This is a genomic window from Pseudomonas sp. 008, from assembly GCF_016861935.1.
GTDB lineage: Bacteria > Pseudomonadota > Gammaproteobacteria > Pseudomonadales > Pseudomonadaceae > Aquipseudomonas.
Genome location: NZ_BOMA01000009.1, coordinates 15,542 through 38,485, shown reverse-complemented (window position 1 = coordinate 38,485; position 22,944 = coordinate 15,542). Strand labels below are relative to the sequence as shown.

Annotated in this window: 34 protein-coding genes; 1 reads left to right on the top strand and 33 read right to left on the bottom strand. The window is 55.3% G+C overall.

Going from position 1 to position 22,944, the window contains the following annotated elements; all coding sequences use genetic code 11:
* Positions 1–2: 2 nt before the first annotated feature.
* Entirely contained in the window at positions 3–2,837 is a 2,835-nt protein-coding gene (uvrA, locus tag JUI81_RS18915) for an excinuclease ABC subunit UvrA (RefSeq protein WP_018925658.1), read from the top strand.
* A gap of 72 nt (positions 2,838–2,909) precedes the next feature.
* Here uvrA and bfr read toward each other — a convergent pair whose 3' ends face one another.
* The 33 genes from bfr to rpsG all read right to left on the bottom strand — a co-directional run bounded on the left by bfr (position 2,910) and on the right by rpsG (position 22,908).
* Positions 2,910–3,374 carry a bacterioferritin gene (bfr, locus tag JUI81_RS18910; RefSeq protein ID WP_019581411.1) on the bottom strand — a complete coding sequence of 155 codons (465 nt, stop codon included), beginning with the start codon at positions 3,372–3,374 and terminating at the stop codon, positions 2,910–2,912.
* Positions 3,375–3,524: 150 nt separating this feature from the next.
* Positions 3,525–4,979, bottom strand: coding sequence for a catalase (locus JUI81_RS18905; protein WP_018925656.1), 1,455 nt, complete (start codon positions 4,977–4,979; stop codon positions 3,525–3,527).
* A 238-nt stretch (positions 4,980–5,217) separates the two neighbouring features.
* Positions 5,218–5,604 (bottom strand): 50S ribosomal protein L17, encoded by a 387-nt coding sequence (gene rplQ / locus JUI81_RS18900; RefSeq protein ID WP_007924175.1) that lies wholly within the window; start codon positions 5,602–5,604, stop codon positions 5,218–5,220.
* 42 nt (positions 5,605–5,646) lie between these two features.
* Complete coding sequence (locus JUI81_RS18895) at positions 5,647–6,648, bottom strand: DNA-directed RNA polymerase subunit alpha (RefSeq protein ID WP_003186012.1); 1,002 nt, start codon at positions 6,646–6,648, stop codon at positions 5,647–5,649.
* Between the two features lie 22 nt (positions 6,649–6,670).
* Complete coding sequence (gene rpsD / locus JUI81_RS18890; RefSeq protein WP_003176404.1) at positions 6,671–7,291, bottom strand: 30S ribosomal protein S4; 621 nt, start codon at positions 7,289–7,291, stop codon at positions 6,671–6,673.
* 18 nt (positions 7,292–7,309) lie between these two features.
* Positions 7,310–7,699, bottom strand: a complete 390-nt coding sequence (rpsK, locus tag JUI81_RS18885; protein WP_002555466.1) for a 30S ribosomal protein S11 — start codon at positions 7,697–7,699, stop codon at positions 7,310–7,312.
* Positions 7,700–7,729: 30 nt separating this feature from the next.
* Positions 7,730–8,086: a 30S ribosomal protein S13 gene (gene rpsM, locus JUI81_RS18880; protein ID WP_003186020.1), complete on the bottom strand. Its 357-nt coding sequence runs from the start codon at positions 8,084–8,086 to the stop codon at positions 7,730–7,732.
* A 130-nt stretch (positions 8,087–8,216) separates the two neighbouring features.
* Positions 8,217–8,333 carry a 50S ribosomal protein L36 gene (gene rpmJ, locus JUI81_RS18875; RefSeq protein WP_002555468.1) on the bottom strand — a complete coding sequence of 39 codons (117 nt, stop codon included), beginning with the start codon at positions 8,331–8,333 and terminating at the stop codon, positions 8,217–8,219.
* Positions 8,334–8,360: 27 nt separating this feature from the next.
* Positions 8,361–9,689, bottom strand: a complete 1,329-nt coding sequence (gene secY / locus JUI81_RS18870; protein ID WP_003228718.1) for a preprotein translocase subunit SecY — start codon at positions 9,687–9,689, stop codon at positions 8,361–8,363.
* Positions 9,690–10,127: a 50S ribosomal protein L15 gene (gene rplO, locus JUI81_RS18865; protein WP_003228720.1), complete on the bottom strand. Its 438-nt coding sequence runs from the start codon at positions 10,125–10,127 to the stop codon at positions 9,690–9,692.
* A 3-nt stretch (positions 10,128–10,130) separates the two neighbouring features.
* On the bottom strand, positions 10,131–10,307 hold the full coding sequence (gene rpmD, locus JUI81_RS18860; protein ID WP_003176408.1) for a 50S ribosomal protein L30: 177 nt from the start codon (positions 10,305–10,307) through the stop codon (positions 10,131–10,133).
* Positions 10,308–10,309: 2 nt separating this feature from the next.
* Positions 10,310–10,810: a 30S ribosomal protein S5 gene (gene rpsE / locus JUI81_RS18855; protein WP_003186035.1), complete on the bottom strand. Its 501-nt coding sequence runs from the start codon at positions 10,808–10,810 to the stop codon at positions 10,310–10,312.
* 3 nt (positions 10,811–10,813) lie between these two features.
* Positions 10,814–11,164: a 50S ribosomal protein L18 gene (gene rplR / locus JUI81_RS18850; protein WP_003186037.1), complete on the bottom strand. Its 351-nt coding sequence runs from the start codon at positions 11,162–11,164 to the stop codon at positions 10,814–10,816.
* 10 nt (positions 11,165–11,174) lie between these two features.
* On the bottom strand, positions 11,175–11,708 hold the full coding sequence (gene rplF, locus JUI81_RS18845) for a 50S ribosomal protein L6 (RefSeq protein WP_003176412.1): 534 nt from the start codon (positions 11,706–11,708) through the stop codon (positions 11,175–11,177).
* A 12-nt stretch (positions 11,709–11,720) separates the two neighbouring features.
* Positions 11,721–12,113, bottom strand: coding sequence for a 30S ribosomal protein S8 (gene rpsH, locus JUI81_RS18840; protein ID WP_003186040.1), 393 nt, complete (start codon positions 12,111–12,113; stop codon positions 11,721–11,723).
* 209 nt (positions 12,114–12,322) lie between these two features.
* Positions 12,323–12,628 (bottom strand): 30S ribosomal protein S14, encoded by a 306-nt coding sequence (gene rpsN, locus JUI81_RS18835; protein ID WP_104911011.1) that lies wholly within the window; start codon positions 12,626–12,628, stop codon positions 12,323–12,325.
* A 13-nt stretch (positions 12,629–12,641) separates the two neighbouring features.
* Positions 12,642–13,181, bottom strand: coding sequence for a 50S ribosomal protein L5 (rplE, locus tag JUI81_RS18830; RefSeq protein WP_003210069.1), 540 nt, complete (start codon positions 13,179–13,181; stop codon positions 12,642–12,644).
* 20 nt (positions 13,182–13,201) lie between these two features.
* Positions 13,202–13,516, bottom strand: a complete 315-nt coding sequence (gene rplX / locus JUI81_RS18825) for a 50S ribosomal protein L24 (protein ID WP_007896770.1) — start codon at positions 13,514–13,516, stop codon at positions 13,202–13,204.
* An 11-nt stretch (positions 13,517–13,527) separates the two neighbouring features.
* Complete coding sequence (gene rplN / locus JUI81_RS18820; protein WP_002555479.1) at positions 13,528–13,896, bottom strand: 50S ribosomal protein L14; 369 nt, start codon at positions 13,894–13,896, stop codon at positions 13,528–13,530.
* A 23-nt stretch (positions 13,897–13,919) separates the two neighbouring features.
* On the bottom strand, positions 13,920–14,186 hold the full coding sequence (gene rpsQ, locus JUI81_RS18815; RefSeq protein ID WP_003176419.1) for a 30S ribosomal protein S17: 267 nt from the start codon (positions 14,184–14,186) through the stop codon (positions 13,920–13,922).
* 2 nt (positions 14,187–14,188) lie between these two features.
* Complete coding sequence (gene rpmC / locus JUI81_RS18810) at positions 14,189–14,380, bottom strand: 50S ribosomal protein L29 (protein WP_002555481.1); 192 nt, start codon at positions 14,378–14,380, stop codon at positions 14,189–14,191.
* Positions 14,380–14,793 carry a 50S ribosomal protein L16 gene (rplP, locus tag JUI81_RS18805; protein WP_003228729.1) on the bottom strand — a complete coding sequence of 138 codons (414 nt, stop codon included), beginning with the start codon at positions 14,791–14,793 and terminating at the stop codon, positions 14,380–14,382. The genes rpmC and rplP overlap by 1 nt, the downstream gene beginning before the upstream one ends.
* A gap of 12 nt (positions 14,794–14,805) precedes the next feature.
* Positions 14,806–15,492, bottom strand: a complete 687-nt coding sequence (gene rpsC, locus JUI81_RS18800) for a 30S ribosomal protein S3 (RefSeq protein ID WP_003176422.1) — start codon at positions 15,490–15,492, stop codon at positions 14,806–14,808.
* Positions 15,493–15,505: 13 nt separating this feature from the next.
* Positions 15,506–15,838, bottom strand: coding sequence for a 50S ribosomal protein L22 (rplV, locus tag JUI81_RS18795; protein WP_003103908.1), 333 nt, complete (start codon positions 15,836–15,838; stop codon positions 15,506–15,508).
* A gap of 11 nt (positions 15,839–15,849) precedes the next feature.
* Positions 15,850–16,125, bottom strand: a complete 276-nt coding sequence (rpsS, locus tag JUI81_RS18790) for a 30S ribosomal protein S19 (protein ID WP_002555486.1) — start codon at positions 16,123–16,125, stop codon at positions 15,850–15,852.
* Between the two features lie 16 nt (positions 16,126–16,141).
* Positions 16,142–16,966, bottom strand: coding sequence for a 50S ribosomal protein L2 (gene rplB / locus JUI81_RS18785; RefSeq protein ID WP_003186055.1), 825 nt, complete (start codon positions 16,964–16,966; stop codon positions 16,142–16,144).
* Between the two features lie 14 nt (positions 16,967–16,980).
* Positions 16,981–17,280, bottom strand: a complete 300-nt coding sequence (rplW, locus tag JUI81_RS18780) for a 50S ribosomal protein L23 (RefSeq protein WP_002555488.1) — start codon at positions 17,278–17,280, stop codon at positions 16,981–16,983.
* Positions 17,277–17,879: a 50S ribosomal protein L4 gene (gene rplD / locus JUI81_RS18775; protein WP_003228735.1), complete on the bottom strand. Its 603-nt coding sequence runs from the start codon at positions 17,877–17,879 to the stop codon at positions 17,277–17,279. Before rplD ends, rplW begins: the two co-directional genes overlap by 4 nt.
* Positions 17,880–17,891: 12 nt before the next feature.
* Entirely contained in the window at positions 17,892–18,527 is a 636-nt protein-coding gene (gene rplC / locus JUI81_RS18770) for a 50S ribosomal protein L3 (RefSeq protein ID WP_003186059.1), read from the bottom strand.
* A gap of 80 nt (positions 18,528–18,607) precedes the next feature.
* Positions 18,608–18,919, bottom strand: coding sequence for a 30S ribosomal protein S10 (gene rpsJ / locus JUI81_RS18765; RefSeq protein ID WP_003186070.1), 312 nt, complete (start codon positions 18,917–18,919; stop codon positions 18,608–18,610).
* Positions 18,920–19,077: 158 nt separating this feature from the next.
* Complete coding sequence (gene tuf, locus JUI81_RS18760) at positions 19,078–20,271, bottom strand: elongation factor Tu (protein ID WP_007933700.1); 1,194 nt, start codon at positions 20,269–20,271, stop codon at positions 19,078–19,080.
* Positions 20,272–20,301: 30 nt separating this feature from the next.
* The gene (gene fusA, locus JUI81_RS18755; RefSeq protein ID WP_007933703.1) at positions 20,302–22,407 is read right to left on the bottom strand and encodes an elongation factor G; all 2,106 of its coding nucleotides are present in this window, start codon (positions 22,405–22,407) and stop codon (positions 20,302–20,304) included.
* Between the two features lie 30 nt (positions 22,408–22,437).
* Positions 22,438–22,908 carry a 30S ribosomal protein S7 gene (gene rpsG / locus JUI81_RS18750; RefSeq protein WP_002555493.1) on the bottom strand — a complete coding sequence of 157 codons (471 nt, stop codon included), beginning with the start codon at positions 22,906–22,908 and terminating at the stop codon, positions 22,438–22,440.
* Between the last annotated feature and the right edge of the window lie 36 nt (positions 22,909–22,944).

Here is a 22,944-nt window from a genome sequence, read left to right as displayed (position 1 = left end):
CTTTGGACAAGATCCTGATTCGTGGGGCCCGAACCCACAACCTGAAGAACATCGACCTGACCCTGCCACGGGACAAACTGATCGTCATCACCGGCCTGTCCGGATCCGGCAAGTCGTCCCTGGCCTTCGACACGCTGTACGCCGAAGGCCAGCGCCGCTATGTCGAATCGCTGTCGGCCTACGCCCGGCAATTCCTGTCGATGATGGAAAAACCTGACGTCGACACCATCGAAGGTCTGTCGCCAGCGATATCCATCGAACAGAAGTCGACCTCGCACAACCCACGCTCGACGGTTGGCACCATTACCGAAATCTACGATTACCTGCGCCTGCTCTACGCTCGCGTCGGTATTCCGCGCTGCCCGGACCACGACATTCCGCTGGAAGCCCAGACCGTCAGCCAGATGGTCGACCTGGTGCTGGCGCAACCGGAGGGCAGCAAACTGATGCTGCTGGCCCCTGTGATCCGCGAGCGCAAGGGCGAACACCTCTCGGTCTTCGAAGAACTGCGGGCCCAGGGCTTTGTGCGGGCCCGGGTCAACGGCAAGCTCTGTGAGCTGGACGAGTTGCCGAAGCTGGATAAACAGAAGAAGCATTCGATCGACGTCGTGGTCGACCGCTTCAAGGTCCGCGCCGATCTGCAACAACGCCTGGCCGAATCGTTCGAGACCGCGCTGAAACTGGCGGACGGCATCGCTCTGGTGGCGCCAATGGACGACGAGCCCGGCGAAGAAATCATCTTCTCCGCACGCTTTGCCTGCCCGATCTGCGGCCACGCCATCAGCGAGCTGGAACCCAAACTGTTTTCCTTCAACAACCCGGCCGGCGCCTGCCCGACCTGCGATGGTTTGGGGGTTAAACAGTTCTTCGACACCAAACGATTGGTGAACGGTGAACTGACCCTGGCCGAAGGCGCGATCCGCGGCTGGGACCGGCGAAACGTCTATTACTTCCAGATGCTCGGCTCGCTGGCTGCCCACTACAAGTTCAGCCTCGAAGTGCCGTTCAACGAACTGCCGGCCGATCAGCAGAAATTCATCCTGCATGGTAGCGGCTCGCAGAATGTCGACTTCAAGTACCTGAACGACCGCGGCGATATCGTCAAACGTTCGCACCCGTTTGAAGGCATCGTGCCGAACCTGGAACGTCGCTACCGCGAAACCGAATCTGCTTCGGTCCGTGAAGAACTGGCCAAGTTCCTCAGCACCCAGCCTTGCCCGGATTGCCGTGGCACCCGCCTGCGTCGCGAGGCGCGACACGTTTGGGTTGGCGAGAAGACCTTGCCGGCGGTGACCAACTTGCCGATCGGCGATGCCTGCGAATACTTCGGCGTGCTGAAGCTGACCGGCCGCCGTGGCGAAATTGCCGACAAGATCCTCAAGGAAATCCGCGAACGCCTGCAGTTTCTGGTCAACGTAGGCCTGGACTATCTGTCACTGGATCGCAGTGCCGACACGCTGTCCGGCGGTGAGGCCCAGCGTATCCGCCTGGCCAGTCAGATTGGCGCCGGCCTGGTGGGGGTTCTGTACATCCTCGATGAACCGTCAATTGGCCTGCACCAGCGGGACAACGACCGGTTGCTGGGCACCCTCAAGCATCTGCGGGACATCGGCAACACGGTAATCGTGGTCGAGCACGACGAAGACGCGATTCGTCTGGCCGACTATGTAGTGGATATCGGCCCGGGCGCGGGTGTGCACGGTGGACATATCGTTGCCGAAGGTACGCCGGACGAAGTCATGGCTCACCCTGACTCTCTGACTGGCAAGTATTTGTCGGGCCGAGTGAAGATCGCCGTTCCAGCCAAACGCACACCCCGTAACAAGAAGCTGTCGCTGTCCCTCAAGGGTGCTCGCGGCAACAATCTGCGCAATGTCGACCTGGAGATTCCAATCGGTCTGCTGACTTGCGTGACCGGCGTGTCCGGCTCGGGCAAATCGACGCTGATCAACAACACGTTGTTTCCCTTGAGCGCTACCGCACTCAACGGGGCAACGACCCTGGAAGCGGCGGCTCACGACAGCATCAAGGGCCTTGAGCACCTGGATAAAGTCGTCGACATCGATCAGAGCCCGATCGGTCGCACGCCGCGCTCCAACCCGGCGACCTACACCGGGTTGTTCACACCAATTCGCGAGTTGTTCGCCGGCGTACCGGAATCCCGCTCCCGCGGTTACGGGCCAGGGCGTTTCTCCTTCAACGTGAAGGGCGGACGCTGTGAAGCCTGCCAGGGCGATGGCCTGATCAAAGTGGAAATGCACTTCCTGCCGGACATCTATGTCCCGTGCGACGTCTGCAAGAGCAAGCGCTACAACCGCGAAACCCTTGAGATCAAGTACAAGGGCAAGAGCATCCACGAAACCCTCGAGATGACCATCGAGGAAGCCCGGGTGTTCTTCGACGCGGTTCCAGCCTTGGCGCGCAAGCTTCAGACGCTGATGGACGTAGGCCTTTCGTACATCAAGCTGGGACAATCGGCGACGACGCTGTCGGGCGGTGAGGCCCAGCGGGTGAAACTGTCCCGCGAGTTGTCCAAGCGCGATACCGGCAAGACCCTGTATATCCTCGATGAGCCGACTACCGGTCTGCACTTTGCAGATATCCAGCAACTGCTCGATGTTTTGCATCGCTTGCGCGACCATGGCAATACCGTGGTGGTGATCGAACACAACCTGGATGTGATCAAGACTGCCGACTGGTTGGTGGACCTGGGGCCGGAAGGCGGCTCCAAGGGCGGCCAGATCATTGCCGTCGGTACGCCGGAAGACGTGTCCGAGATGAAGCAGTCTCACACTGGCTACTACCTCAAACCACTGCTGGCTCGCGACAAGGCCTGAATCAGGCCCATGAAAAAGCCCCTGTCACTTTGTCGGTGACAGGGGCTTTTTTGTGCGTCGCCGGTCTAAAAATCAGAACTGCGATTGCAGGTAATTCTCCAGACCGATCAACTTGATCAAACCCAGCTGTTTCTCCAGCCAATAGGTGTGATCTTCCTCGGTGTCGTTCAGCTGAATGCGCAGGATCTCGCGGGTGACATAGTCCTTGTGCAACTCGCAAAGCTCGATGCCTTTGCACAGAGCTGCACGAACTTTATATTCCAGACGCAGGTCAGCGGCGAGCATGTCAGGCACAGTGGTGCCAACATCGAGATCGTCCGGACGCATGCGCGGCGTACCTTCGAGCATCAGGATCCGACGCATCAGCGCATCAGCGTGCTGAGCCTCTTCTTCCATCTCGTGGTTGATACGCTCGTAGAGCTCGGTGAACCCCCAGTCCTCGTACATCCGCGAATGGATGAAATATTGATCACGCGCTGCCAGTTCGCCTGTCAGCAACGTGTTGAGGTAATCGATTACGTCTGGGTGACCTTGCATCGCCCTACATCTCCCTGCTTGAAAGGCTGTAGTTTGAACCAACCTGACCTGAAGGTCACTCGCCCGTCGCAATAAAAGCGAAGATATTCTGAGAAAATGGGTTCAAATAACGCAAAAAACCGCCCTAATGAGGGCGGTTCTGCTTCTCGTTTAGACTTCGTTAAGCTGTACGCCCAACGCCTTCGCGATGCCTTCTCCATAAGCCGGATCGGCCTTGAAGAAATGCTGCAGCTGACGATCAACCACGTCGCCGGAAACCCCAGCCATCGCACCGGCAATGTTGTTGATCAGCAGCGCTTTCTGCTCATCGTTCATCAGACGGAACAGCGCACCCGCGTGGCTGTAGTAGTCGGTATCCTCACGATGATCGTAGCGGTCAGCCGCACCGCTCAAGGCCAAGGCAGGTTCCGCGTAGTGCGGTGCCTGTTTCGGTGATTCAACGTAGCTGTTCGGCTCGTAGTTCGGCGCCGCACCACCATTACTGCCAAACGCCATCGAACCATCGCGCTGGTAAGTGTTGACCGGACTGCGAGGTGCATTCACTGGCAGCTGCTGGTGATTGGTGCCCACACGATAGCGGTGAGCATCCGCGTAAGCGAACACACGCCCCTGCAGCATGCGATCAGGTGACAGGCCGACGCCTGGGACCATGTTGCTCGGACCGAACGCGGCCTGCTCGACTTCAGCGAAGTAGTTCAGCGGATTGCGGTTGAGCTCAAGCTCGCCCACTTCGATCAACGGAAACTCTTTCTGCGACCAGGTCTTGGTCACGTCAAACGGGTTCTCGTAGTGAGCCGAGGCCTGAGCCTCGGTCATGATCTGAATGTTGACACTCCATTTCGGGAAGTCACCGCGCTCAATGGCGCCGAACAGGTCACGTTGTGCGTAATCCGGATCGGTACCGGCCAGGCGCGCCGCTTCTGCCGGAGCGAGGTTCTTGATCCCTTGCTTGGTTTTATAATGCCACTTCACCCAATGACGCTCGCCATTGGCGTTGATCAAGCTGTAGGTGTGGCTGCCGAAACCGTGCATGTGACGGTAACCGTCAGGGATGCCGCGGTCCGAAAACAGGATAGTGACCTGGTGCAGCGCCTCAGGCGAATGCGACCAGAAATCCCACATCATCTGCGCGCTTTTCAGGTTGCTTTGCGGCAGACGCTTCTGGGTGTGGATAAAGTCAGGGAATTTCAGCGGATCACGGATGAAGAACACCGGCGTGTTGTTACCGACGATGTCCCAGTTGCCTTCCTCGGTATAGAACTTCAGGGCAAAACCGCGTGGATCACGCTCGGTGTCAGCCGAGCCGCGCTCGCCACCCACTGTGGAGAACCGCAGGAAGGTCGGGGTTTGTTTGCCAACAGACTCAAACAGCTTGGCGCTGGAGTATTGAGTGATATCGCGAGTCACAGTGAACGTGCCGTAAGCACCCGAGCCTTTGGCGTGTACGCGACGCTCCGGGATGTTTTCACGATTGAAGTGGGCAAGCTTCTCGATCAGGTGGAAATCGTCGAGCAGCAGAGGGCCACGAGGGCCGGCGGAGCGGGAATTCTGGTTGTCGGCGACAGGAGCGCCGCTGGCGGTCGTAAGTGTTTTGTTTTGGCTCATGCGATCTCTTCCTCTGTCAGTCTTGAACTGCCGGCTAAATCGGCTTGGTGGGAAGTATTGATCATCAACATGACAGTCACAAATTCATTAATTTGCAGACATCAATAGAAAATTACTAATGATCAACCCAAGCATATAGTGCCTATAGGGAAGGGTTTGAAGCTTGTACGCAGGGCGCATTTCTTGCGGGCACAAAAAACCGGGCACTAGGCCCGGTTCTTTGTTTCAGACTGACGTCTTACTCAGCGGATACAGCTTCACCGCCGACAGCACGATCAACCAACTCGACGTACGCCATAGGCGCGTTGTCGCCAGCGCGGAAACCGCACTTGAGGATGCGCAGGTAGCCACCCTCACGGGTAGCGTAACGCTTGCCCAGGTCGTTGAAGAGCTTACCAACGATAGCTTTCGAACGAGTACGGTCGAAAGCCAGACGGCGGTTAGCCAGGCTGTCTGTCTTGGCCAAAGTGATCAGCGGCTCAGCAACGCGGCGCAGTTCTTTGGCTTTTGGCAGTGTAGTTTTGATCAGCTCGTGCTCGAACAGCGACACCGCCATGTTTTGAAACATGGCCTTGCGGTGCGAGCTGGTGCGGCTCAGGTGACGACCACTTTTACGATGACGCATGGTTCATTCCTTACCAAACACAACGTTCGGTGATTACGACGATCAGGCAGTCGCCTTGTCGTCCTTCTTAAGACTTGCAGGCGGCCAGTTGTCGAGGCGCATGCCGAGGGACAGACCGCGGGAGGCCAGAACGTCCTTGATTTCAGTCAAGGATTTCTTGCCAAGGTTCGGAGTCTTCAACAGCTCTACTTCGGTACGCTGAATCAGGTCGCCGATGTAGTAGATGTTTTCCGCCTTAAGGCAGTTAGCCGAACGTACAGTCAGTTCCAGATCGTCAACCGGGCGAAGCAGGATCGGATCGATCTCGTCTTCCTGCTCGACAACCACTGGCTCACTGTCACCTTTGAGATCGACGAACGCAGCCAACTGCTGTTGCAGAATGGTTGCAGCACGGCGGATAGCCTCTTCAGGATCCAGGGTACCGTTGGTTTCCAGATCAATAACCAGCTTGTCCAGGTTAGTACGCTGTTCGACACGGGCGTTTTCCACCACGTATGCGATACGGCGAACCGGGCTGAACGAAGAGTCGAGCTGCAAGCGACCGATGCTGCGGCTTTCGTCTTCATCGCTCTGACGCGAGTCTGCCGGTTCATAACCACGACCACGAGCTACGGTGAGCTTCATGTTCAGGGCGCCGTTAGACGCCAGGTTAGCGATTACGTGATCGGGGTTAACGATCTCGACATCATGATCCAGCTGAATATCGGCAGCGGTAACCACCCCCGAACCCTTCTTCGACAAGGTCAGCGTAACTTCGTCTCGACCGTGCAGCTTGATAGCCAGACCTTTAAGGTTCAACAGGATTTCAATTACGTCTTCCTGTACACCTTCGATGGCGCTGTACTCGTGGAGCACACCGTCAATCTCGGCCTCGACTACTGCACAGCCGGGCATTGAGGACAACAGGATGCGGCGCAGCGCGTTGCCCAGGGTGTGGCCGAAACCACGCTCGAGAGGCTCGAGTGTGATCTTGGCGCGGGTTGGACTGACAACCTGCACATCAATATGGCGGGGTGTCAGGAACTCATTTACCGAAATCTGCATGGATGCACCTATTTTCTAGCCCTTACTTGGAGTAGAGCTCGACAATCAGGCTTTCGTTGATGTCGGCGGACAGATCACTGCGAGCAGGAACGTTCTTGAAAACGCCCGACTTCTTCTCAGTGTCTACTTCTACCCATTCTACGCGGCCACGTTGGGCACACAGATCGAGAGCTTGGACAATGCGAAGTTGGTTCTTTGCTTTCTCGCGAACTGCGACCACGTCACCAGCACGAACCTGGTAGGACGGAACGTTTACGGTCTGACCGTTAACGCTGATCGACTTGTGCGATACCAGCTGACGGGATTCGGCACGAGTAGAGCCAAAACCCATACGGTATACAACGTTGTCCAGACGGCATTCGAGCAGTTGCAACAGGTTTTCGCCAGTTGCGCCTTTCTTGCCAGCAGCTTCTTTGTAGTAGCCGCTGAATTGACGCTCGAGAACGCCGTAGATACGACGGACCTTCTGCTTTTCACGCAGTTGGGTGCCGTAATCGGACTGGCGACCGCGGCGTTGGCCGTGGATACCAGGTGCTGCTTCGATGTTGCACTTCGATTCGATCGCGCGCACGCCGCTCTTCAGAAAGAGATCGGTGCCTTCGCGACGAGCGAGTTTGCATTTTGGACCAATGTAACGAGCCATTCTTTACAATCTCCTGGATTACACGCGGCGCTTCTTCGGCGGACGGCACCCGTTGTGCGGGATTGGCGTCACGTCGGTGATGCTGGCGATCTTGTAGCCACAGCCGTTCAAAGCGCGGACTGCGGATTCACGACCTGGACCTGGACCTTTGACGTTAACGTCGAGGTTTTTCAGGCCGTATTCCAGCGCAGCTTGACCAGCACGTTCAGCAGCTACTTGAGCAGCGAACGGGGTGGACTTGCGGGAACCGCGGAAACCCGAACCACCGGAGGTAGCCCAGGAAAGAGCGTTACCTTGACGGTCGGTGATGGTCACGATGGTGTTGTTAAAAGAAGCATGGATGTGGGCGATGCCATCAACCACTGTCTTTTTAACTTTTTTACGAGGACGAGCAGCAGGTTTTGCCATGATTAATTTCCTGTCGATTCGCTGGGGCGATTACTTGCGGATCGGCTTACGCGGACCTTTACGGGTACGCGCGTTGGTCTTGGTACGCTGACCGCGTACTGGCAGACCACGACGATGACGCAGACCGCGATAGCAACCGAGGTCCATCAAACGCTTGATTTTCATGTTGATTTCGCGACGCAGGTCACCTTCAGTGGTGAACTTCGCCACTTCGCCACGCAGCTGTTCAATCTGCTCGTCGCTCAGATCTTTGATCTTTGCCGCTGGGTTTACCCCAGTCACTGCACAAATTTTCTGTGCAGTAGTGCGACCAACACCATAGATGTAGGTCAGCGAGATAACAGTATGCTTGTTATCTGGAATGTTAACGCCTGCAATACGGGCCATTCAGTGGGACTCCAATTGACAGCTACCTACGCCCCGGAAGCCAAGAAATAGGGCGCGAGATAATATCGCTGTAATAACAAATAATCAACCCGGCAGCGCACTAGCTGCCGGGCTTGAAGCACAATCACACTCAGCCTTGGCGCTGTTTGTGACGCGGTTCCGCGCTGCAAATTACTCGAACAACACCTTCGCGGCGAATAATCTTGCAGTTACGGCACAGCTTTTTCACCGATGCACGAACTTTCATCACCAACTCCTCGAACCTTATGGGTACTCAGCGCAACATGCCGCTGCCGTAACCCTTCAGGTTGGCTTTCTTCATCAGGGATTCGTACTGGTGCGAAACGAGGTGCGATTGTACTTGGGACATGAAGTCCATCACAACCACGACCACGATCAGCAACGAGGTCCCGCCAAGGTAGAACGGTACGTTTGCTGCAACCACCAGGAACTGGGGCAACAGGCAGACGGCCGTCATGTAAAGAGCACCGAACATGGTCAAGCGAGTCAGAACGCCATCAATGTAGCGCGCAGACTGCTCACCTGGACGGATGCCCGGAATAAAGGCACCGGACTTCTTCAGGTTTTCCGCTACGTCTTTCGGATTGAACATCAACGCCGTATAGAAGAAGCAGAAGAAAATAATCCCTGCACTAAACAGCAGAATATTCAACGGCTGACCAGGAGCGATCGACTGCGAGATGTCCTGCAACCAGCCCATACCTTCAGACTGACCGAACCAGGCACCCAACGAAGCCGGGAACAGCAAAATGCTGCTCGCGAAAATAGCCGGAATAACACCGGCCATGTTCACCTTCAGCGGCAAGTGGCTGGTCTGCGCAGCGAAGACCTTACGGCCCTGCTGACGCTTGGCGTAGTGAACAGCAATACGACGCTGGCCACGCTCAATGAACACCACGAAACCGATAATCGCTACTGCCAGCAAACCGATGGCAACCAGGGCGAAGATGTTGATATCACCCTGACGTGCAGACTCGAAAGACTGCCCGATCGCTCTCGGAAGACCGGCGACGATACCCGAAAAAATCAACATCGAGATACCGTTGCCAACACCACGCTCAGTAATCTGCTCACCCAGCCACATCATGAACATCGCACCAGCCACAAAAGTGGATACCGCGACGAAATGGAAGCCAAAGTCACCAGTGAACGCAACGCCCTGCCCCGCCAGACCAATGGACATGCCAATAGCCTGGACGAGAGCGAGGACGACAGTGCCGTAGCGGGTGTACTGGCTGATCTTGCGACGGCCAGCTTCACCTTCCTTCTTCAACTGTTCCAGCTGCGGGCTGACGGCGGTCATCAGTTGCATGATGATCGATGCCGAAATGTACGGCATGATCCCCAGTGCAAAGATGCTCATCCGTTCCAGCGCGCCGCCGGAAAACATGTTGAACAAGCTAAGAATGGTCCCCTCATTCTGTCGAAACAGGTCCGCGAGTCGGTCCGGGTTGATACCTGGAACCGGGATGTGTGCGCCTATTCGGTAGACGATAATCGCCAGGAACAGAAAACGCAGACGAGCCCAGAGTTCAGACATACCGCCTTTGCCGAGCGCAGAGAGAGCACCTTGCTTAGCCATTTATTCCTCGAACTTGCCGCCAGCTGCTTCGATAGCCGCACGCGCACCTTTGGTGGCGCCGATTCCCTTTCCGATGGTGACAGCGCGAGTAACTTCGCCGGACAGCATGATTTTCACACGCTGAACGTTGACGTTGATCACGTTGGCATCTTTCAGGGACTGCACGGTGACGATGTCGCCTTCCACTTTAGCCAACTCGGACAGACGCACTTCTGCGCGGTCCATGGCTTTCAGGGAAACGAAACCAAACTTCGGCAGGCGACGATGCAGCGGCTGTTGACCGCCTTCAAAGCCTGGAGCAATGGTGCCACCGGAGCGGGAGGTTTGACCTTTGTGGCCACGGCCACCAGTCTTACCCAAACCGCTACCGATACCACGGCCCGGACGATGCTTTTCGCGACGGGAACCCGGCGCTGGACTCAGATCATTGAGTTTCATCGATTAACCCTCGACACGCAGCATGTAGTAAGCCTTGTTGATCATCCCGCGATTCTCGGGAGTATCCTGGACTTCTACAGTGTGACCGATGCGACGCAGACCCAGACCCTTAACGCACAGTTTGTGGTTAGGGATGCGGCCGGTCATGCTTTTGATCAGCGTAACTTTAACGGTAGCCATGATCAGAAGATCTCCTTGACGCTTTTGCCACGCTTGGCGGCAATGGATTCAGGAGACTGCATTGCTTTCAAACCTTTGAAAGTGGCGTGAACCACGTTTACCGGGTTAGTCGAGCCGTAGCACTTGGCCAGAACGTTCTGAACGCCAGCAACTTCGAGGACAGCACGCATAGCGCCGCCAGCGATGATACCGGTACCTTCAGAAGCAGGCTGCATGTACACCTTCGAAGCGCCGTGAGCGGACTTCATTGCGTACTGCAGAGTGGTGCCGTTCAGATCAACTTGGATCATGTTGCGGCGAGCAGCTTCCATTGCCTTCTGGATCGCAGCAGGCACTTCACGCGACTTGCCACGGCCGAAGCCAACGCGCCCTTTACCATCACCAACCACGGTCAACGCGGTGAAAGTGAAGATACGGCCGCCTTTAACGGTTTTGGCTACGCGGTTAACTTGAACCAGCTTCTCGATGTAGCCTTCGTCGCGCTTTTGGTCGTTATTTGACATAACTTAGAACTCCAGCCCAGCTTCACGAGCAGCATCAGCCAGCGCCTTGACGCGGCCGTGGTACTTGAAGCCAGAGCGGTCGAAAGCCACCTGCGAGACGCCAGCGGCTTTAGCACGCGTAGCGACCAGCTGGCCAACCTTAGTGGCCGCGTCGATGTTGCCGGTGGCACCATCACGCAGTTCTTTATCCAAAGTCGAGGCACTTGCCAGGACTTTGTTGCCGTCGGCCGAAATGACCTGGGCGTAGATGTGCTGCGACGAGCGGAACACGCAGAGACGCACGACTTCGAGTTCGTGCATTTTCAGGCGTGCTTTGCGAGCGCGACGCAGTCGAGTAACTTTTTTGTCGGTCATTTGCTATGCCCTACTTCTTCTTGGCTTCTTTACGACGGACGACTTCGTCCGCGTAGCGCACACCTTTGCCTTTGTACGGCTCTGGTGGACGGAAGTCGCGGATCTCGGCGGCCACTTGACCTACCAGCTGCTTGTCGATGCCCTTGATCAGGATATCGGTCTGGCTAGGAGTCTCAGCGGTGATGCCTTCCGGCAGTTCATAATCCACTGGGTGCGAGAAGCCAAGAGCCAGGTTCAGCACTGTGCCTTTTGCTTGCGCTTTGTAACCAACACCGACCAGCTGGAGCTTACGCTCGAAGCCTTGGCTTACGCCTTGGACCATGTTGTTTACCAACGCACGAGTGGTACCAGCCATTGCGCGAGTTTGTTGATCGCCATTGCGAGCAGCGAAACGCAGCTCACCAGCCTCTTCAACGATCTCAACGGACGAATGGATGTTCAGTTCGAGAGTGCCCTTGGCACCCTTCACCGAAAGCTGTTGGCCTGCGAATTTGACTTCGACACCGGCTGGCAGCTTAACGGGGTTCTTAGCGACGCGTGACATGCTTATCCCCCCTTAGAACACAGTGCAAAGAACTTCGCCGCCGACACCGGCAGCGCGCGCAGCACGATCCGTCATCACACCTTTGTTGGTGGAGACGATAGACACACCGAGACCGCCACGAACTTTTGGCAGATCATCGACGGACTTGTACTGACGCAGGCCTGGACGGCTAACGCGCTTCACTTCCTCGATGACCGGACGGCCTTCGAAGTACTTCAGCTCGATGGACAGCAGTGGCTTGATTTCGCTGCTGATCTGATAACCCGCAATGTAACCTTCGTCCTTCAGGACTTTGGCAACAGCTACCTTCAAAGTAGAAGATGGCATGCTTACGACGGACTTTTCAGCCATCTGGGCATTACGGATTCGAGTTAGCATGTCCGCTAACGGGTCCTGCATACTCATGGGCTAGACGCTCCTAATACACAAAAAATTAGCCTTGCGGCTACTACGTGTCGCCGAGTACATCCGCGCAAAAAAACACGGGCTCAGGCGAGCCGGGTATTCTAGACACACCCCACAAATGAATCAAGCCCCAATAGGGGCTTGATTCAAGTTCAAGGTCACCGATGGTCAGGATCTTGCGACCCCGAACACCGAGACTTCGACAGTGCTTACCAGCTGGCTTTAACCAGACCAGGTACGTCACCACGCATTGCAGCTTCACGCAGTTTGTTACGGCCAAGGCCGAACTTGCGGTAAACGCCGTGTGGACGACCGGTCAGGCGGCAGCGGTTACGCATGCGCGAAGCGCTTGCGTCACGTGGCTGCTTCTGCAGGGCTACTGTAGCTTCCCAACGCGCTTCTGGACTTGCGCTCAGATCAACGATGATAGCTTTCAGTGCTGCACGCTTTTTGGCGTACTTGGCAACCGTGAGCTGACGCTTCAGCTCGCGGTTTTTCATGCTCATCTTGGCCATTTTCCTACTCCAATCAGTTGCGGAACGGGAATTTGAAAGCACGCAACAGGGCGCGACCTTCATCATCGTTCTTGGCAGTGGTGGTCAGGGTAATGTCCAGACCGCGGAGAGCATCGATCTTGTCGTAGTCGATTTCCGGGAAGATGATCTGCTCTTTAACGCCCATGCTGTAGTTACCACGACCATCGAAGGACTTGGCATTCAGGCCGCGGAAGTCGCGAACCCGAGGCAGGGAGATCGACAGCAGACGATCCAGGAACTCGTACATACGCTCACGGCGCAGGGTCACTTTGACGCCGATCGGCCAACCTTCACGGACTTTAAAGCCAGCGATGGATTTCCGAGCGTAGGTCACAACGACTTTCTGGCCGGTGATCTTTTCCAGGTCAGCAACAGCGTGCTCGATGACTTTTTTGTCGCCGATCGCTTCGCCCAGACCCATGTTCAGGGTGATTTTGGTAACGCGCGGAACTTCCATCACGTTCGAAAGCTTAAGTTCTTCCTTAAGTTTCGGTGCGATTTCCTTCCGGTAAATCTCTTTTAGTCGTGCCATGGTCTTCTACCTAGCAGTGTTCAAGCATCAACCGCTTTTTGGGTCGACTTGAAGACACGAATTTTCTTACCGTCTTCTACTTTGAAACCAACGCGGTCAGCCTTGTTGGTTTCGCCGTTGAAGATGGCGACGTTGGAAGCGTGCAGTGGCGCTTCTTTCTCGACGATACCGCCCTGTACGCCCGACATCGGGTTAGGCTTGGTATGACGCTTGACCAGGTTCAGACCACCAACGACCAGACGGTCATCAGCAAGAACCTTCAGCACCTTACCGCGCTTACCTTTGTCTTTGCCGGCGATCACGATGATCTCGTCGTCACGACGAATCTTTTGCATGTCGGATCTCCTTACAGCACTTCTGGGGCGAGCGAGACGATCTTCATGAACTTCTCAGTACGAAGTTCACGGGTCACTGGCCCAAAGATACGGGTGCCGATCGGCTCTTGCTTGTTGTTCAGAAGAACAGCAGCGTTGCCATCAAAGCGGATAATGGAGCCATCTGCACGGCGAACGCCGTGACGAGTGCGGACTACAACAGCAGTCATCACTTGGCCTTTTTTCACCTTACCGCGAGGAATTGCTTCCTTCACGGTAACTTTGATGATGTCACCGATACCAGCGTAACGACGATGGGAGCCACCCAGCACCTTGATGCACATAACGCGGCGAGCGCCGCTGTTATCGGCCACATCGAGCATGGATTGAGTCTGAATCATATAATTTCTCCGACCCCTAGTCCTTAGACTTCCACAGCGCGTTCGAGAACATCAACCAGCGCCCAAGACTTGGTCTTGGCCAAAGGACGAGTTTCACGAATAGTGACTTTGTCGCCGATGTGGCACTGATTGGTTTCGTCGTGCGCGTGCAGCTTAGTCGAACGCTTAACGTATTTACCGTAGATCGGGTGCTTAACGCGACGCTCGATCAGAACGGTGATGGTTTTGTCCATCTTGTCGCTGACAACACGGCCAGTCAGCGTACGGACAGTTTTTTCGGCTTCAGCCATGATTACTTACCTGCCTGCTGGTTGAGCACAGTCTTCACGCGAGCGATGTCACGCTTAACTTGCGAGAGCAGATGAGACTGCCCCAACTGGCCAGTTGCTTTCTGCATACGCAGATTGAACTGGTCGCGCAGCAGGCCGAGCAGTTGCTCGTTCAGCTGCTGTGCGGATTTTTCACGAAGTTCATTCGCTTTCATCACATCACCGTCCGTTTAACAAAGGAGGTGGCGAGCGGCAGCTTTGCAGCAGCCAGGGCGAAAGCCTCACGCGCCAGCTCTTCAGAAACACCCTCGATTTCATACAGGACTTTGCCTGGCTGAATCTGGGCAACCCAGTATTCCACGTTACCCTTACCTTTACCCATCCGAACTTCGAGTGGCTTTTTGGAAATAGGCTTGTCCGGGAATACACGGATCCAGATCTTGCCGCCACGTTTAACGTGACGGGTCAGTGCACGACGCGCTGACTCGATCTGACGAGCGGTGAGACGACCACGAGCAACAGACTTCAGCGCGAACTCGCCGAAGCTGACTTTGCTACCGCGCAATGCCAGGCCACGGTTGTGACCAGTCATTTGCTTGCGGAACTTCGTACGCTTTGGTTGCAACATTTGGCGTACCCCTTACTTAGCAGCTTTTTTACGAGGCGCTGGTGCTTGTGGTTTCAGTTCTTCTTGGCGACCACCAATTACTTCGCCTTTGAAGATCCAAACCTTTACACCGATCACACCATAAGTGGTGTGAGCTTCGTAGTTGGCATAGTCGATGTCGGCACGCAGGGTGTGCAGAGGCACACGACCTTCGCGATACCATTCAGTACGTGCGATTTCAGCACCGCCGAGACGACCGCTCACTTGGATTTTGATGCCTTTGGCACCAATGCGCATGGCGTTCTGAACAGCGCGCTTCATAGCGCGACGGAACATTACGCGACGCTCCAGCTGCTGAGCTACGCTCTGCGCAACCAGCATACCGTCGAGCTCCGGCTTGCGGATCTCTTCGATATTGATGTGCACAGGCACACCCATTTGCTTGGTCAGGTCCTGACGCAGTTTCTCAACATCTTCACCTTTCTTCCCGATAACGATACCTGGACGAGCGGTGTGGATGGTGATACGTGCAGTTTGGGCCGGACGATGGATATCGATACGGCTTACGGACGCGCTTTTTAGTTTGTCTTGGAGATACTCACGCACCTTCAGATCAGCGAACAAGTAGTCCGCATAAGTCCGACCGTCTGCGTACCAGACGGAGGTGTGCTCCTTGACGATTCCCAGGCGAATGCCAATGGGATGTACTTTCTGACCCATCTCTTCGACTCCGTTACTTGTCAGCAACCTTGACAGTGATATGGCAAGACCGCTTGACGATGCGATCAGCACGGCCTTTGGCACGTGGCATGATGCGCTTCAGCGAACGCCCTTCGTTGACGAAAACGGTGCTGACCTTAAGGTCATCAACGTCTGCGCCTTCGTTATGCTCGGCGTTGGCTACGGCCGACTCCAGCACTTTCTTCATGATCTCGGCGGCTTTCTTACTGCTGAAAGCCAACAGGTTGAGCGCTTCGCCCACCTTCTTCCCGCGGATCTGGTCGGCGACCAAGCGGGCTTTCTGGGCGGAGATTCGAGCGCCCGACAACTTAGCGGCTACTTCCATTTCCTAACCCCTTAACGCTTGGCTTTCTTGTCTGCCACGTGCCCACGATATGTGCGGGTACCGGCGAACTCGCCCAGTTTGTGGCCGACCATGTCTTCGTTAACGAGAACTGGGACGTGTTGACGACCGTTGTGTACTGCGATGGTCAGACCGACCATTTGTGGCAGGATCATCGAGCGACGCGACCAGGTTTTAACTGGTTTGCGATCGTTCTTTTCCGCCGCCACTTCGATCTTCTTCAGTAGGTGAAGATCGATAAAAGGACCTTTTTTCAGAGAACGTGGCACTGTCGTATCCCTCTATTTACTTGCGACGACGGACGATCATTTTGTCGGTACGCTTATTACCACGAGTCTTCGCGCCCTTAGTCGGGAAGCCCCATGGCGATACCGGATGACGACCACCAGAGGTACGACCTTCACCACCACCATGTGGGTGGTCAACCGGGTTCATGGCAACACCACGAACGGTTGGGCGAACGCCACGCCAGCGTTTGGCACCAGCTTTACCCAGCGAACGCAGGCTGTGCTCGGAGTTCGAGACTTCGCCCAGGGTCGCGCGGCATTCAGCCAGCACTTTACGCATCTCACCAGAACGCAGACGCAGGGTCACGTAGACACCTTCACGAGCGATCAGCTGAGCCGAAGCACCAGCGGAACGAGCGATTTGCGCGCCTTTACCTGGCTTCAATTCGATGCCGTGTACGGTGCTACCAACTGGAATGTTACGCAGTTGCAGAGCGTTGCCCGGCTTGATCGGTGCCAGAGCACCTGCGATCAGCTGGTCGCCAGCACTCACGCCTTTAGGCGCGATGATGTAGCGACGCTCGCCATCTGCGTACAGCAGCAGAGCGATGTGAGCAGTACGGTTTGGATCGTATTCGATACGCTCAACAGTGGCAGCGATGCCATCTTTGTCGTTGCGACGGAAATCGACCAGACGATAATGCTGCTTATGGCCACCACCGATGTGACGAGTGGTAATACGACCATTGTTGTTACGACCACCAGACTTCGATTTTTTCTCGAGCAGCGGTGCGTGAGGAGCGCCTTTATGCAGCTCCTGGTTGACCACCTTGACCACAAAACGGCGGCCAGGGGAAGTCGGTTTGCATTTAACGATTGCCATGATGCACCCCTTCCTTACTCAGCACTGCTGCTGAAATCGAGATCTTGGCCTGGCTGAAGGGAGATAACTGCCTTCTTCCAGTCATTACGCTTGCCCAGACCGCGAGCAGTGCGCTTGCTCTTACCCAGAACATTCAGGGTAGTAACACGCTCTACTTTCACGCTGAACAGGCTTTCGACGGCCTTCTTGATTTCCAGCTTGGTTGCGTCAGTGGCAACCTTGAAAACGAACTGGCCTTTCTTGTCTGCCAGAACCGTAGCCTTCTCGGAAACGTGCGGGCCAAGCAGAACTTTAAATACGCGTTCCTGGTTCATCCCAGCAGCTCCTCGAATTTCTTCACGGCCGACACGGTGATCAACACCTTGTCGTATGCGATCAGACTAACTGGATCGGAACCTTGCACATCACGTACATCAACGTGCGGCAGGTTACGAGCAGCCAGGTACAGGTTCTGATCAACAGCGTCCGACACGATCAGAACGTCGGTCAGGCTCATGTTGTTCAGTTTGCCCAGCAGGTCTTTGGTTTTCGGCGTTTCAACAGCGAAATCCTGAACCACGACCAGACGATCAGTACGCACCAGCTCAGCAAGGATGGAACGCATTGCTGCGCGATACATCTTCTTGTTCAGCTTCTGGGAGTGATCCTGAGGACGAGCTGCGAAAGTGGTACCGCCGCCACGCCAGATTGGGCTACGGATAGTACCGGCACGAGCACGGCCAGTACCTTTCTGACGCCATGGGCGCTTACCGCCACCACGAACGTCGGAACGGGTCTTTTGCTGCTTGCTACCTTGACGGCCGCCGGCCATGTAGGCCACGACTGCTTGGTGAACCAGCGTCTCGTTGAATTCGCCGCCAAATGTCAGTTCGGAAACTTCGATCGCTTGAGCGTCATTTACATTTAATTGCATGTCAGCTTCCCCTTAACCGCGAGCCTTGGCTGCTGGACGTACAACCAAGTTGCCGCCAGTAGCGCCAGGAACAGCGCCCTTGACCAACAACAGATTGCGTTCAGCGTCCACGCGCACTACTTCGAGGGACTGCACGGTCACGCGCTCAGCGCCCATATGACCGGACATTTTTTTGCCCTTGAATACACGACCAGGAGTCTGGCACTGGCCGATAGAGCCTGGAACGCGGTGGGATACGGAGTTACCGTGGGTATTATCTTGCCCGCGGAAATTCCAACGCTTGATCGTACCCTGGAAGCCTTTACCTTTGGACTGACCGGTTACATCAACCAGTTGACCAGCAGCGAAGATTTCAGCGTTGATCAGATCGCCGGCCTGGTACTCGCCTTCTTCAAGGCGGAATTCCATTACGGTACGACCAGCGGCAACGTTCGCCTTAGCGAAGTGGCCAGCTTGCGCAGCTGTAACACGCGAAGCACGACGCTCGCCTACAGTGACTTGCACTGCACGATAGCCATCGGTCTCTTCAGTTTTGAACTGGGTGACGCGATTCGGTTCGATCTCAATGACCGTGACCGGAATGGAGACACCTTCTTCGGTGAAAATACGGGTCATACCGCATTTACGACCGACTACACCAATAGTCATGTTGTAAACCTCATGAGTGTACGGGGCTTTCACCCGCTATGGCCGCCCATTTCAGAGCGTTACACGACTAAGACCGAGTCTTAGCCGAGGCTGATCTGCACTTCCACACCGGCCGCAAGATCAAGCTTCATAAGAGCATCAACGGTTTTATCCGTTGGCTGGACGATGTCCAGAACGCGCTTATGAGTACGGATCTCGTACTGGTCACGCGCGTCTTTGTTGACGTGCGGGGAGACCAGAACGGTGAACCGCTCTTTACGGGTAGGCAGTGGAATTGGACCACGCACTTGAGCACCAGTACGTTTCGCGGTTTCCACGATTTCCTGGGTGGATTGGTCGATCAGGCGATGGTCAAAAGCCTTCAACCTGATACGGATTTGCTGATTTTGCATTGGATTTCAGACTCCGGCTGCTATTCCCACCGGGCGCAATACGCCCGTTAAAAGGAGGCGCAATTCTATAGACGCCCCCGATAGGTGTCAACCCAATAAAAAAGCCCCCGCTAAGCGGGGGCTTTTTCAAAGCATCGAAGCTATCTCAAAAGAGAAGCTTACTCGATGATTTTAGCTACAACGCCAGCACCAACGGTACGGCCGCCTTCGCGAATAGCGAAACGCAGACCGTCTTCCATTGCGATGGTTTTGATCAGGGTAACAGTCATTTGAATGTTATCGCCTGGCATTACCATTTCAACGCCTTCTGGCAGTTCGCAGTTACCAGTCACGTCAGTAGTACGGAAGTAGAACTGTGGACGGTAGCCTTTGAAGAACGGAGTGTGACGACCGCCTTCTTCCTTGCTCAGAACGTAAACTTCTGCGGTGAACTTGGTGTGCGGCTTAACGGTACCCGGCTTAACCAGAACCTGACCACGCTCCACGTCATCACGCTTGGTGCCGCGCAGCAGCACGCCGCAGTTCTCGCCAGCACGACCTTCGTCGAGCAGCTTGCGGAACATTTCAACACCGGTGCAGGTGGTGACGGTAGTGTCACGCAGACCAACGATTTCCAGTGGGTCCTGAACGCGAACGATACCGCGCTCGATACGACCAGTCACAACAGTACCGCGACCCGAGATCGAGAATACGTCTTCGATTGGCATCAGGAACGGCTTGTCAGTCAGACGAACTGGTTCTGGGATGTAGCTGTCCAGAGTTTCAACCAGTTTCTTGACGGCAGTGGTGCCCATCTCGTTATCGTCCAGACCATCCAGCGCCATACGAGCGGAGCCGATGATGATTGGAGTGTCGTCGCCTGGGAAGTCGTAAGTGCTCAGCAGATCGCGCACTTCCATCTCAACCAGTTCCAGCAGCTCAGCGTCGTCTACCAGGTCAGCCTTGTTCAGGAAAACCACGATGTACGGAACGCCTACCTGACGGGACAGCAGGATGTGCTCACGGGTTTGTGGCATCGGACCATCAGCGGCCGAGCAAACCAGGATAGCGCCGTCCATTTGAGCAGCGCCGGTGATCATGTTCTTCACATAGTCAGCGTGACCTGGGCAGTCAACGTGAGCGTAGTGACGGATCTTCGAGTTGTACTCAACGTGAGCGGTGTTGATGGTGATACCGCGAGCTTTCTCTTCTGGTGCGCTGTCGATCTTGTCGAAGTCAACACGAGCCGAACCGAAAACTTCGGAGCAGACGCGAGTCAGAGCAGCGGTCAGAGTGGTTTTACCGTGGTCAACGTGACCGATAGTGCCAACGTTGACGTGCGGTAGGGAACGATCAAATTTTTCTTTAGCCACGACAATTAACTCCTTGCCTAAAGGACTGAATCAGCCTTGTTTTTTGGTAACGGTTTCGACGATGTGCGACGGAGCCGTATTGTATTTTTTGAATTCCATAGAGTAGCTTGCGCGACCCTGAGACATGGAACGAACGTCGGTCGCATAACCGAACATCTCGCCCAACGGAACCTCGGCACGAATTACTTTACCGGAAACCGTATCTTCCATACCCAGAATCATGCCGCGACGACGGTTAAGGTCGCCCATCACGTCACCCATATAGTCTTCAGGCGTAACAACCTCTACCGCCATGATCGGCTCAAGCAACTCACCACCACCCTTCTGGGCCAGTTGCTTGGTCGCCATGGAAGCAGCCACCTTAAACGCCATCTCGTTCGAGTCGACGTCGTGGTAAGAACCATCAAACACGGTAGCCTTCAGGCCGATCAGCGGATAGCCGGCAACAACACCGTTCTTCATCTGCTCTTCGATACCCTTCTGGATAGCCGGGATGTATTCCTTAGGAACCACACCACCCACTACTTCGTTCAGGAATTGCAGACCTTCCTGACCTTCGTCAGCAGGTGCAAAACGGATCCAGCAATGACCAAACTGGCCACGACCGCCGGACTGACGAACGAACTTGCCTTCGATTTCGCAGCTCTTCGTGATGCGCTCACGGTACGAAACTTGAGGCTTACCGATGTTGGCTTCGACGTTGAACTCACGGCGCATCCGGTCAACCAGGATGTCCAGGTGCAGCTCGCCCATGCCGGAGATGATCGTTTGACCAGTCTCTTCATCAGTTTTGACGCGGAAAGACGGGTCTTCCTGAGCAAGCTTGCCCAGAGCGATACCCATTTTTTCCTGGTCATCCTTGGTCTTAGGCTCTACGGCAACCGAAATAACCGGCTCCGGGAAGTCCATGCGAACCAGGATGATTGGCTTGTCAGCGTTGCACAAAGTTTCACCAGTGGTGACGTCCTTCATGCCGATCAAGGCCGCGATGTCACCAGCGCGTACTTCCTTGATTTCTTCACGGGCGTTTGCGTGCATTTGCACCATACGACCCACGCGCTCTTTCTTGCCTTTTACCGAGTTGATCACGCCGTCGCCGGAGGCCAACACGCCCGAGTAAACCCGAACAAAGGTCAAGGTACCCACGAATGGGTCGGTAGCGATCTTGAACGCCAGAGCCGCGAAAGGCTCGTCGTCGCTTGCATGACGCTCCATTTCCTCTTCCTCGTTATCCGGGTTGGAACCCTTGATAGCAGGAATGTCGGTTGGAGCAGGCAGGAAGTCGATAACGGCGTCGAGAACCAGGGGAACACCCTTGTTCTTGAAGGAAGAACCGCAAACAGCCAGAACGATCTCACCAGCGATAGTACGCTGACGCAGAGCGGCCTTGATTTCCTCGATGGAGAGCTCTTCCCCTTCGAGATACTTGTTCATCAGCTCTTCGTTGGCTTCGGCCGCAGCCTCAACCATGTTGCTGCGCCACTCTTCAGCCAGCTCTTGCAGCTCAGCAGGAATGTCCTTGCGAACAGGGACCATACCCTTGTCAGAGTCATTCCAGTAGACAGCTTGCATGTTGATCAGATCGATCTGACCCTGGAAGTTGTCTTCGGAACCGATAGCCAACTGGATTGGCACCGGAGTGTGACCCAGACGCTGCTTGATCTGACCGATCACGCGCAGGAAGTTAGCGCCAGCACGGTCCATCTTGTTTACGTAAACAAGACGTGGAACGCCGTACTTGTTGGCCTGACGCCATACGGTTTCCGACTGAGGCTCAACACCCGAAGTACCGCAGAACACAACGACAGCGCCGTCGAGTACGCGCAGGGAGCGTTCAACTTCAATAGTGAAGTCTACGTGGCCCGGGGTATCGATAACGTTGAAACGGTGTTCGTGCGAGTACTGCTTCTCAGAACCTTTCCAGAAGGCGGTGATTGCAGCAGAAGTAATGGTAATACCACGCTCCTGCTCCTGCACCATCCAGTCTGTGGTCGCGGCGCCGTCATGCACCTCGCCCATTTTGTGACTTTTGCCAGTGTAAAAAAGGACGCGCTCGGTGGTGGTGGTTTTACCAGCATCCACGTGAGCAACGATACCGATGTTACGGTAGCGGCTAATCGGAGTAGTACGAGCCATAAAGCCCTCGCAAAATTAGTGAAGCTAAAATTAGAAGCGGTAGTGCGAGAAAGCCTTGTTGGCTTCAGCCATACGGTGCACGTCTTCACGCTTCTTAACAGCAGCACCTTTACCTTCAGCAGCGTCCAACAGTTCGCCAGCCAAACGCAGAGCCATAGACTTCTCGCCGCGCTTACGGGCGAAGTCTACCAACCAGCGCATTGCCAGCGCGTTACGACGGGACGGACGAACTTCGACCGGAACCTGGTAAGTAGCACCGCCTACACGGCGCGACTTTACTTCGACCAGCGGAGCGATGGCGTCGAGAGCTTTCTCGAAGATTTCCAGGGGGTCGCTGTTCTTGCGTTCTTTAACCTTTTCCAGCGCGCCATAAACGATACGCTCGGCAACGGCTTTTTTGCCGCTTTCCATCACGTGGTTCATGAACTTGGCCAGGATTTGGCTTCCGTATTTTGGATCGTCAAGCACTTCGCGCTTGGCTGCTACGCGTCTTCTTGGCATGGATAAGCCCTCAAACGGTCTTCAGGTTCGCTCGGA

Bases quoted from the DNA above. Each gene is read 5' to 3' on its own strand.
- JUI81_RS18905 (WP_018925656.1), bottom strand. From the start codon at position 4,979: ATGAGCCAAAACAAAACACTTACGACCGCCAGCGGCGCTCCTGTCGCC.
- rplC (WP_003186059.1), bottom strand. From the start codon at position 18,527: ATGACTATTGGTGTAGTCGGTCGTAAATGCGGTATGACCCGTATTTTC.
- rpsC (WP_003176422.1), bottom strand. From the start codon at position 15,492: ATGGGTCAGAAAGTACATCCCATTGGCATTCGCCTGGGAATCGTCAAG.
- rplX (WP_007896770.1), bottom strand. From the start codon at position 13,516: ATGCAAAAGATTCGTCGTGACGACGAGATCATCGTGATCGCCGGCAAA.
- rplV (WP_003103908.1), bottom strand. From the start codon at position 15,838: ATGGAAGTAGCCGCTAAGTTGTCGGGCGCTCGAATCTCCGCCCAGAAA.
- secY (WP_003228718.1), bottom strand. From the start codon at position 9,689: ATGGCTAAGCAAGGTGCTCTCTCTGCGCTCGGCAAAGGCGGTATGTCT.
- rpsE (WP_003186035.1), bottom strand. From the start codon at position 10,810: ATGTCAAATAACGACCAAAAGCGCGACGAAGGCTACATCGAGAAGCTG.
- rpmD (WP_003176408.1), bottom strand. From the start codon at position 10,307: ATGGCTACCGTTAAAGTTACGCTGATCAAAAGCATGACCGGCCGCATC.
- rplN (WP_002555479.1), bottom strand. From the start codon at position 13,896: ATGATTCAGACTCAATCCATGCTCGATGTGGCCGATAACAGCGGCGCT.
- rplE (WP_003210069.1), bottom strand. From the start codon at position 13,181: ATGGCACGACTAAAAGAGATTTACCGGAAGGAAATCGCACCGAAACTT.
- rpmC (WP_002555481.1), bottom strand. From the start codon at position 14,380: ATGAAAGCGAATGAACTTCGTGAAAAATCCGCACAGCAGCTGAACGAG.
- rplQ (WP_007924175.1), bottom strand. From the start codon at position 5,604: ATGCGTCATCGTAAAAGTGGTCGTCACCTGAGCCGCACCAGCTCGCAC.
- rpsK (WP_002555466.1), bottom strand. From the start codon at position 7,699: ATGGCAAAACCTGCTGCTCGTCCTCGTAAAAAAGTTAAAAAGACAGTG.
- bfr (WP_019581411.1), bottom strand. From the start codon at position 3,374: ATGCAAGGTCACCCAGACGTAATCGATTACCTCAACACGTTGCTGACA.
- rplW (WP_002555488.1), bottom strand. From the start codon at position 17,280: ATGAACCAGGAACGCGTATTTAAAGTTCTGCTTGGCCCGCACGTTTCC.
- rplD (WP_003228735.1), bottom strand. From the start codon at position 17,879: ATGCAATTAAATGTAAATGACGCTCAAGCGATCGAAGTTTCCGAACTG.
- rpmJ (WP_002555468.1), bottom strand. From the start codon at position 8,333: ATGAAAGTTCGTGCATCGGTGAAAAAGCTGTGCCGTAACTGCAAGATT.
- rpsG (WP_002555493.1), bottom strand. From the start codon at position 22,908: ATGCCAAGAAGACGCGTAGCAGCCAAGCGCGAAGTGCTTGACGATCCA.
- rplO (WP_003228720.1), bottom strand. From the start codon at position 10,127: ATGAAACTCAATGATCTGAGTCCAGCGCCGGGTTCCCGTCGCGAAAAG.
- fusA (WP_007933703.1), bottom strand. From the start codon at position 22,407: ATGGCTCGTACTACTCCGATTAGCCGCTACCGTAACATCGGTATCGTT.
- rplF (WP_003176412.1), bottom strand. From the start codon at position 11,708: ATGTCACGCGTCGCTAAGAACCCCGTTAAGCTGCCAGCCGGTGTCGAA.
- rpsN (WP_104911011.1), bottom strand. From the start codon at position 12,628: ATGGCCAAGATGAGCATGAAAAACCGCGAGCTGAAGCGTCAGCTCACG.
- rpsJ (WP_003186070.1), bottom strand. From the start codon at position 18,919: ATGCAAAATCAGCAAATCCGTATCAGGTTGAAGGCTTTTGACCATCGC.
- rpsH (WP_003186040.1), bottom strand. From the start codon at position 12,113: ATGAGTATGCAGGACCCGTTAGCGGACATGCTAACTCGAATCCGTAAT.
- rplB (WP_003186055.1), bottom strand. From the start codon at position 16,966: ATGGCAATCGTTAAATGCAAACCGACTTCCCCTGGCCGCCGTTTTGTG.
- rpsD (WP_003176404.1), bottom strand. From the start codon at position 7,291: ATGGCTCGTTACATTGGTCCAAAATGCAAACTCGCTCGTCGCGAAGGC.
- rplP (WP_003228729.1), bottom strand. From the start codon at position 14,793: ATGTTGCAACCAAAGCGTACGAAGTTCCGCAAGCAAATGACTGGTCAC.
- rplR (WP_003186037.1), bottom strand. From the start codon at position 11,164: ATGACCGACAAAAAAGTTACTCGACTGCGTCGCGCTCGCAAAGCACGC.
- rpsQ (WP_003176419.1), bottom strand. From the start codon at position 14,186: ATGGCTGAAGCCGAAAAAACTGTCCGTACGCTGACTGGCCGTGTTGTC.
- JUI81_RS18895 (WP_003186012.1), bottom strand. From the start codon at position 6,648: ATGCAGATTTCGGTAAATGAGTTCCTGACACCCCGCCATATTGATGTG.
- rpsM (WP_003186020.1), bottom strand. From the start codon at position 8,086: ATGGCCCGTATTGCAGGCGTTAACATTCCAGATAACAAGCATACTGTT.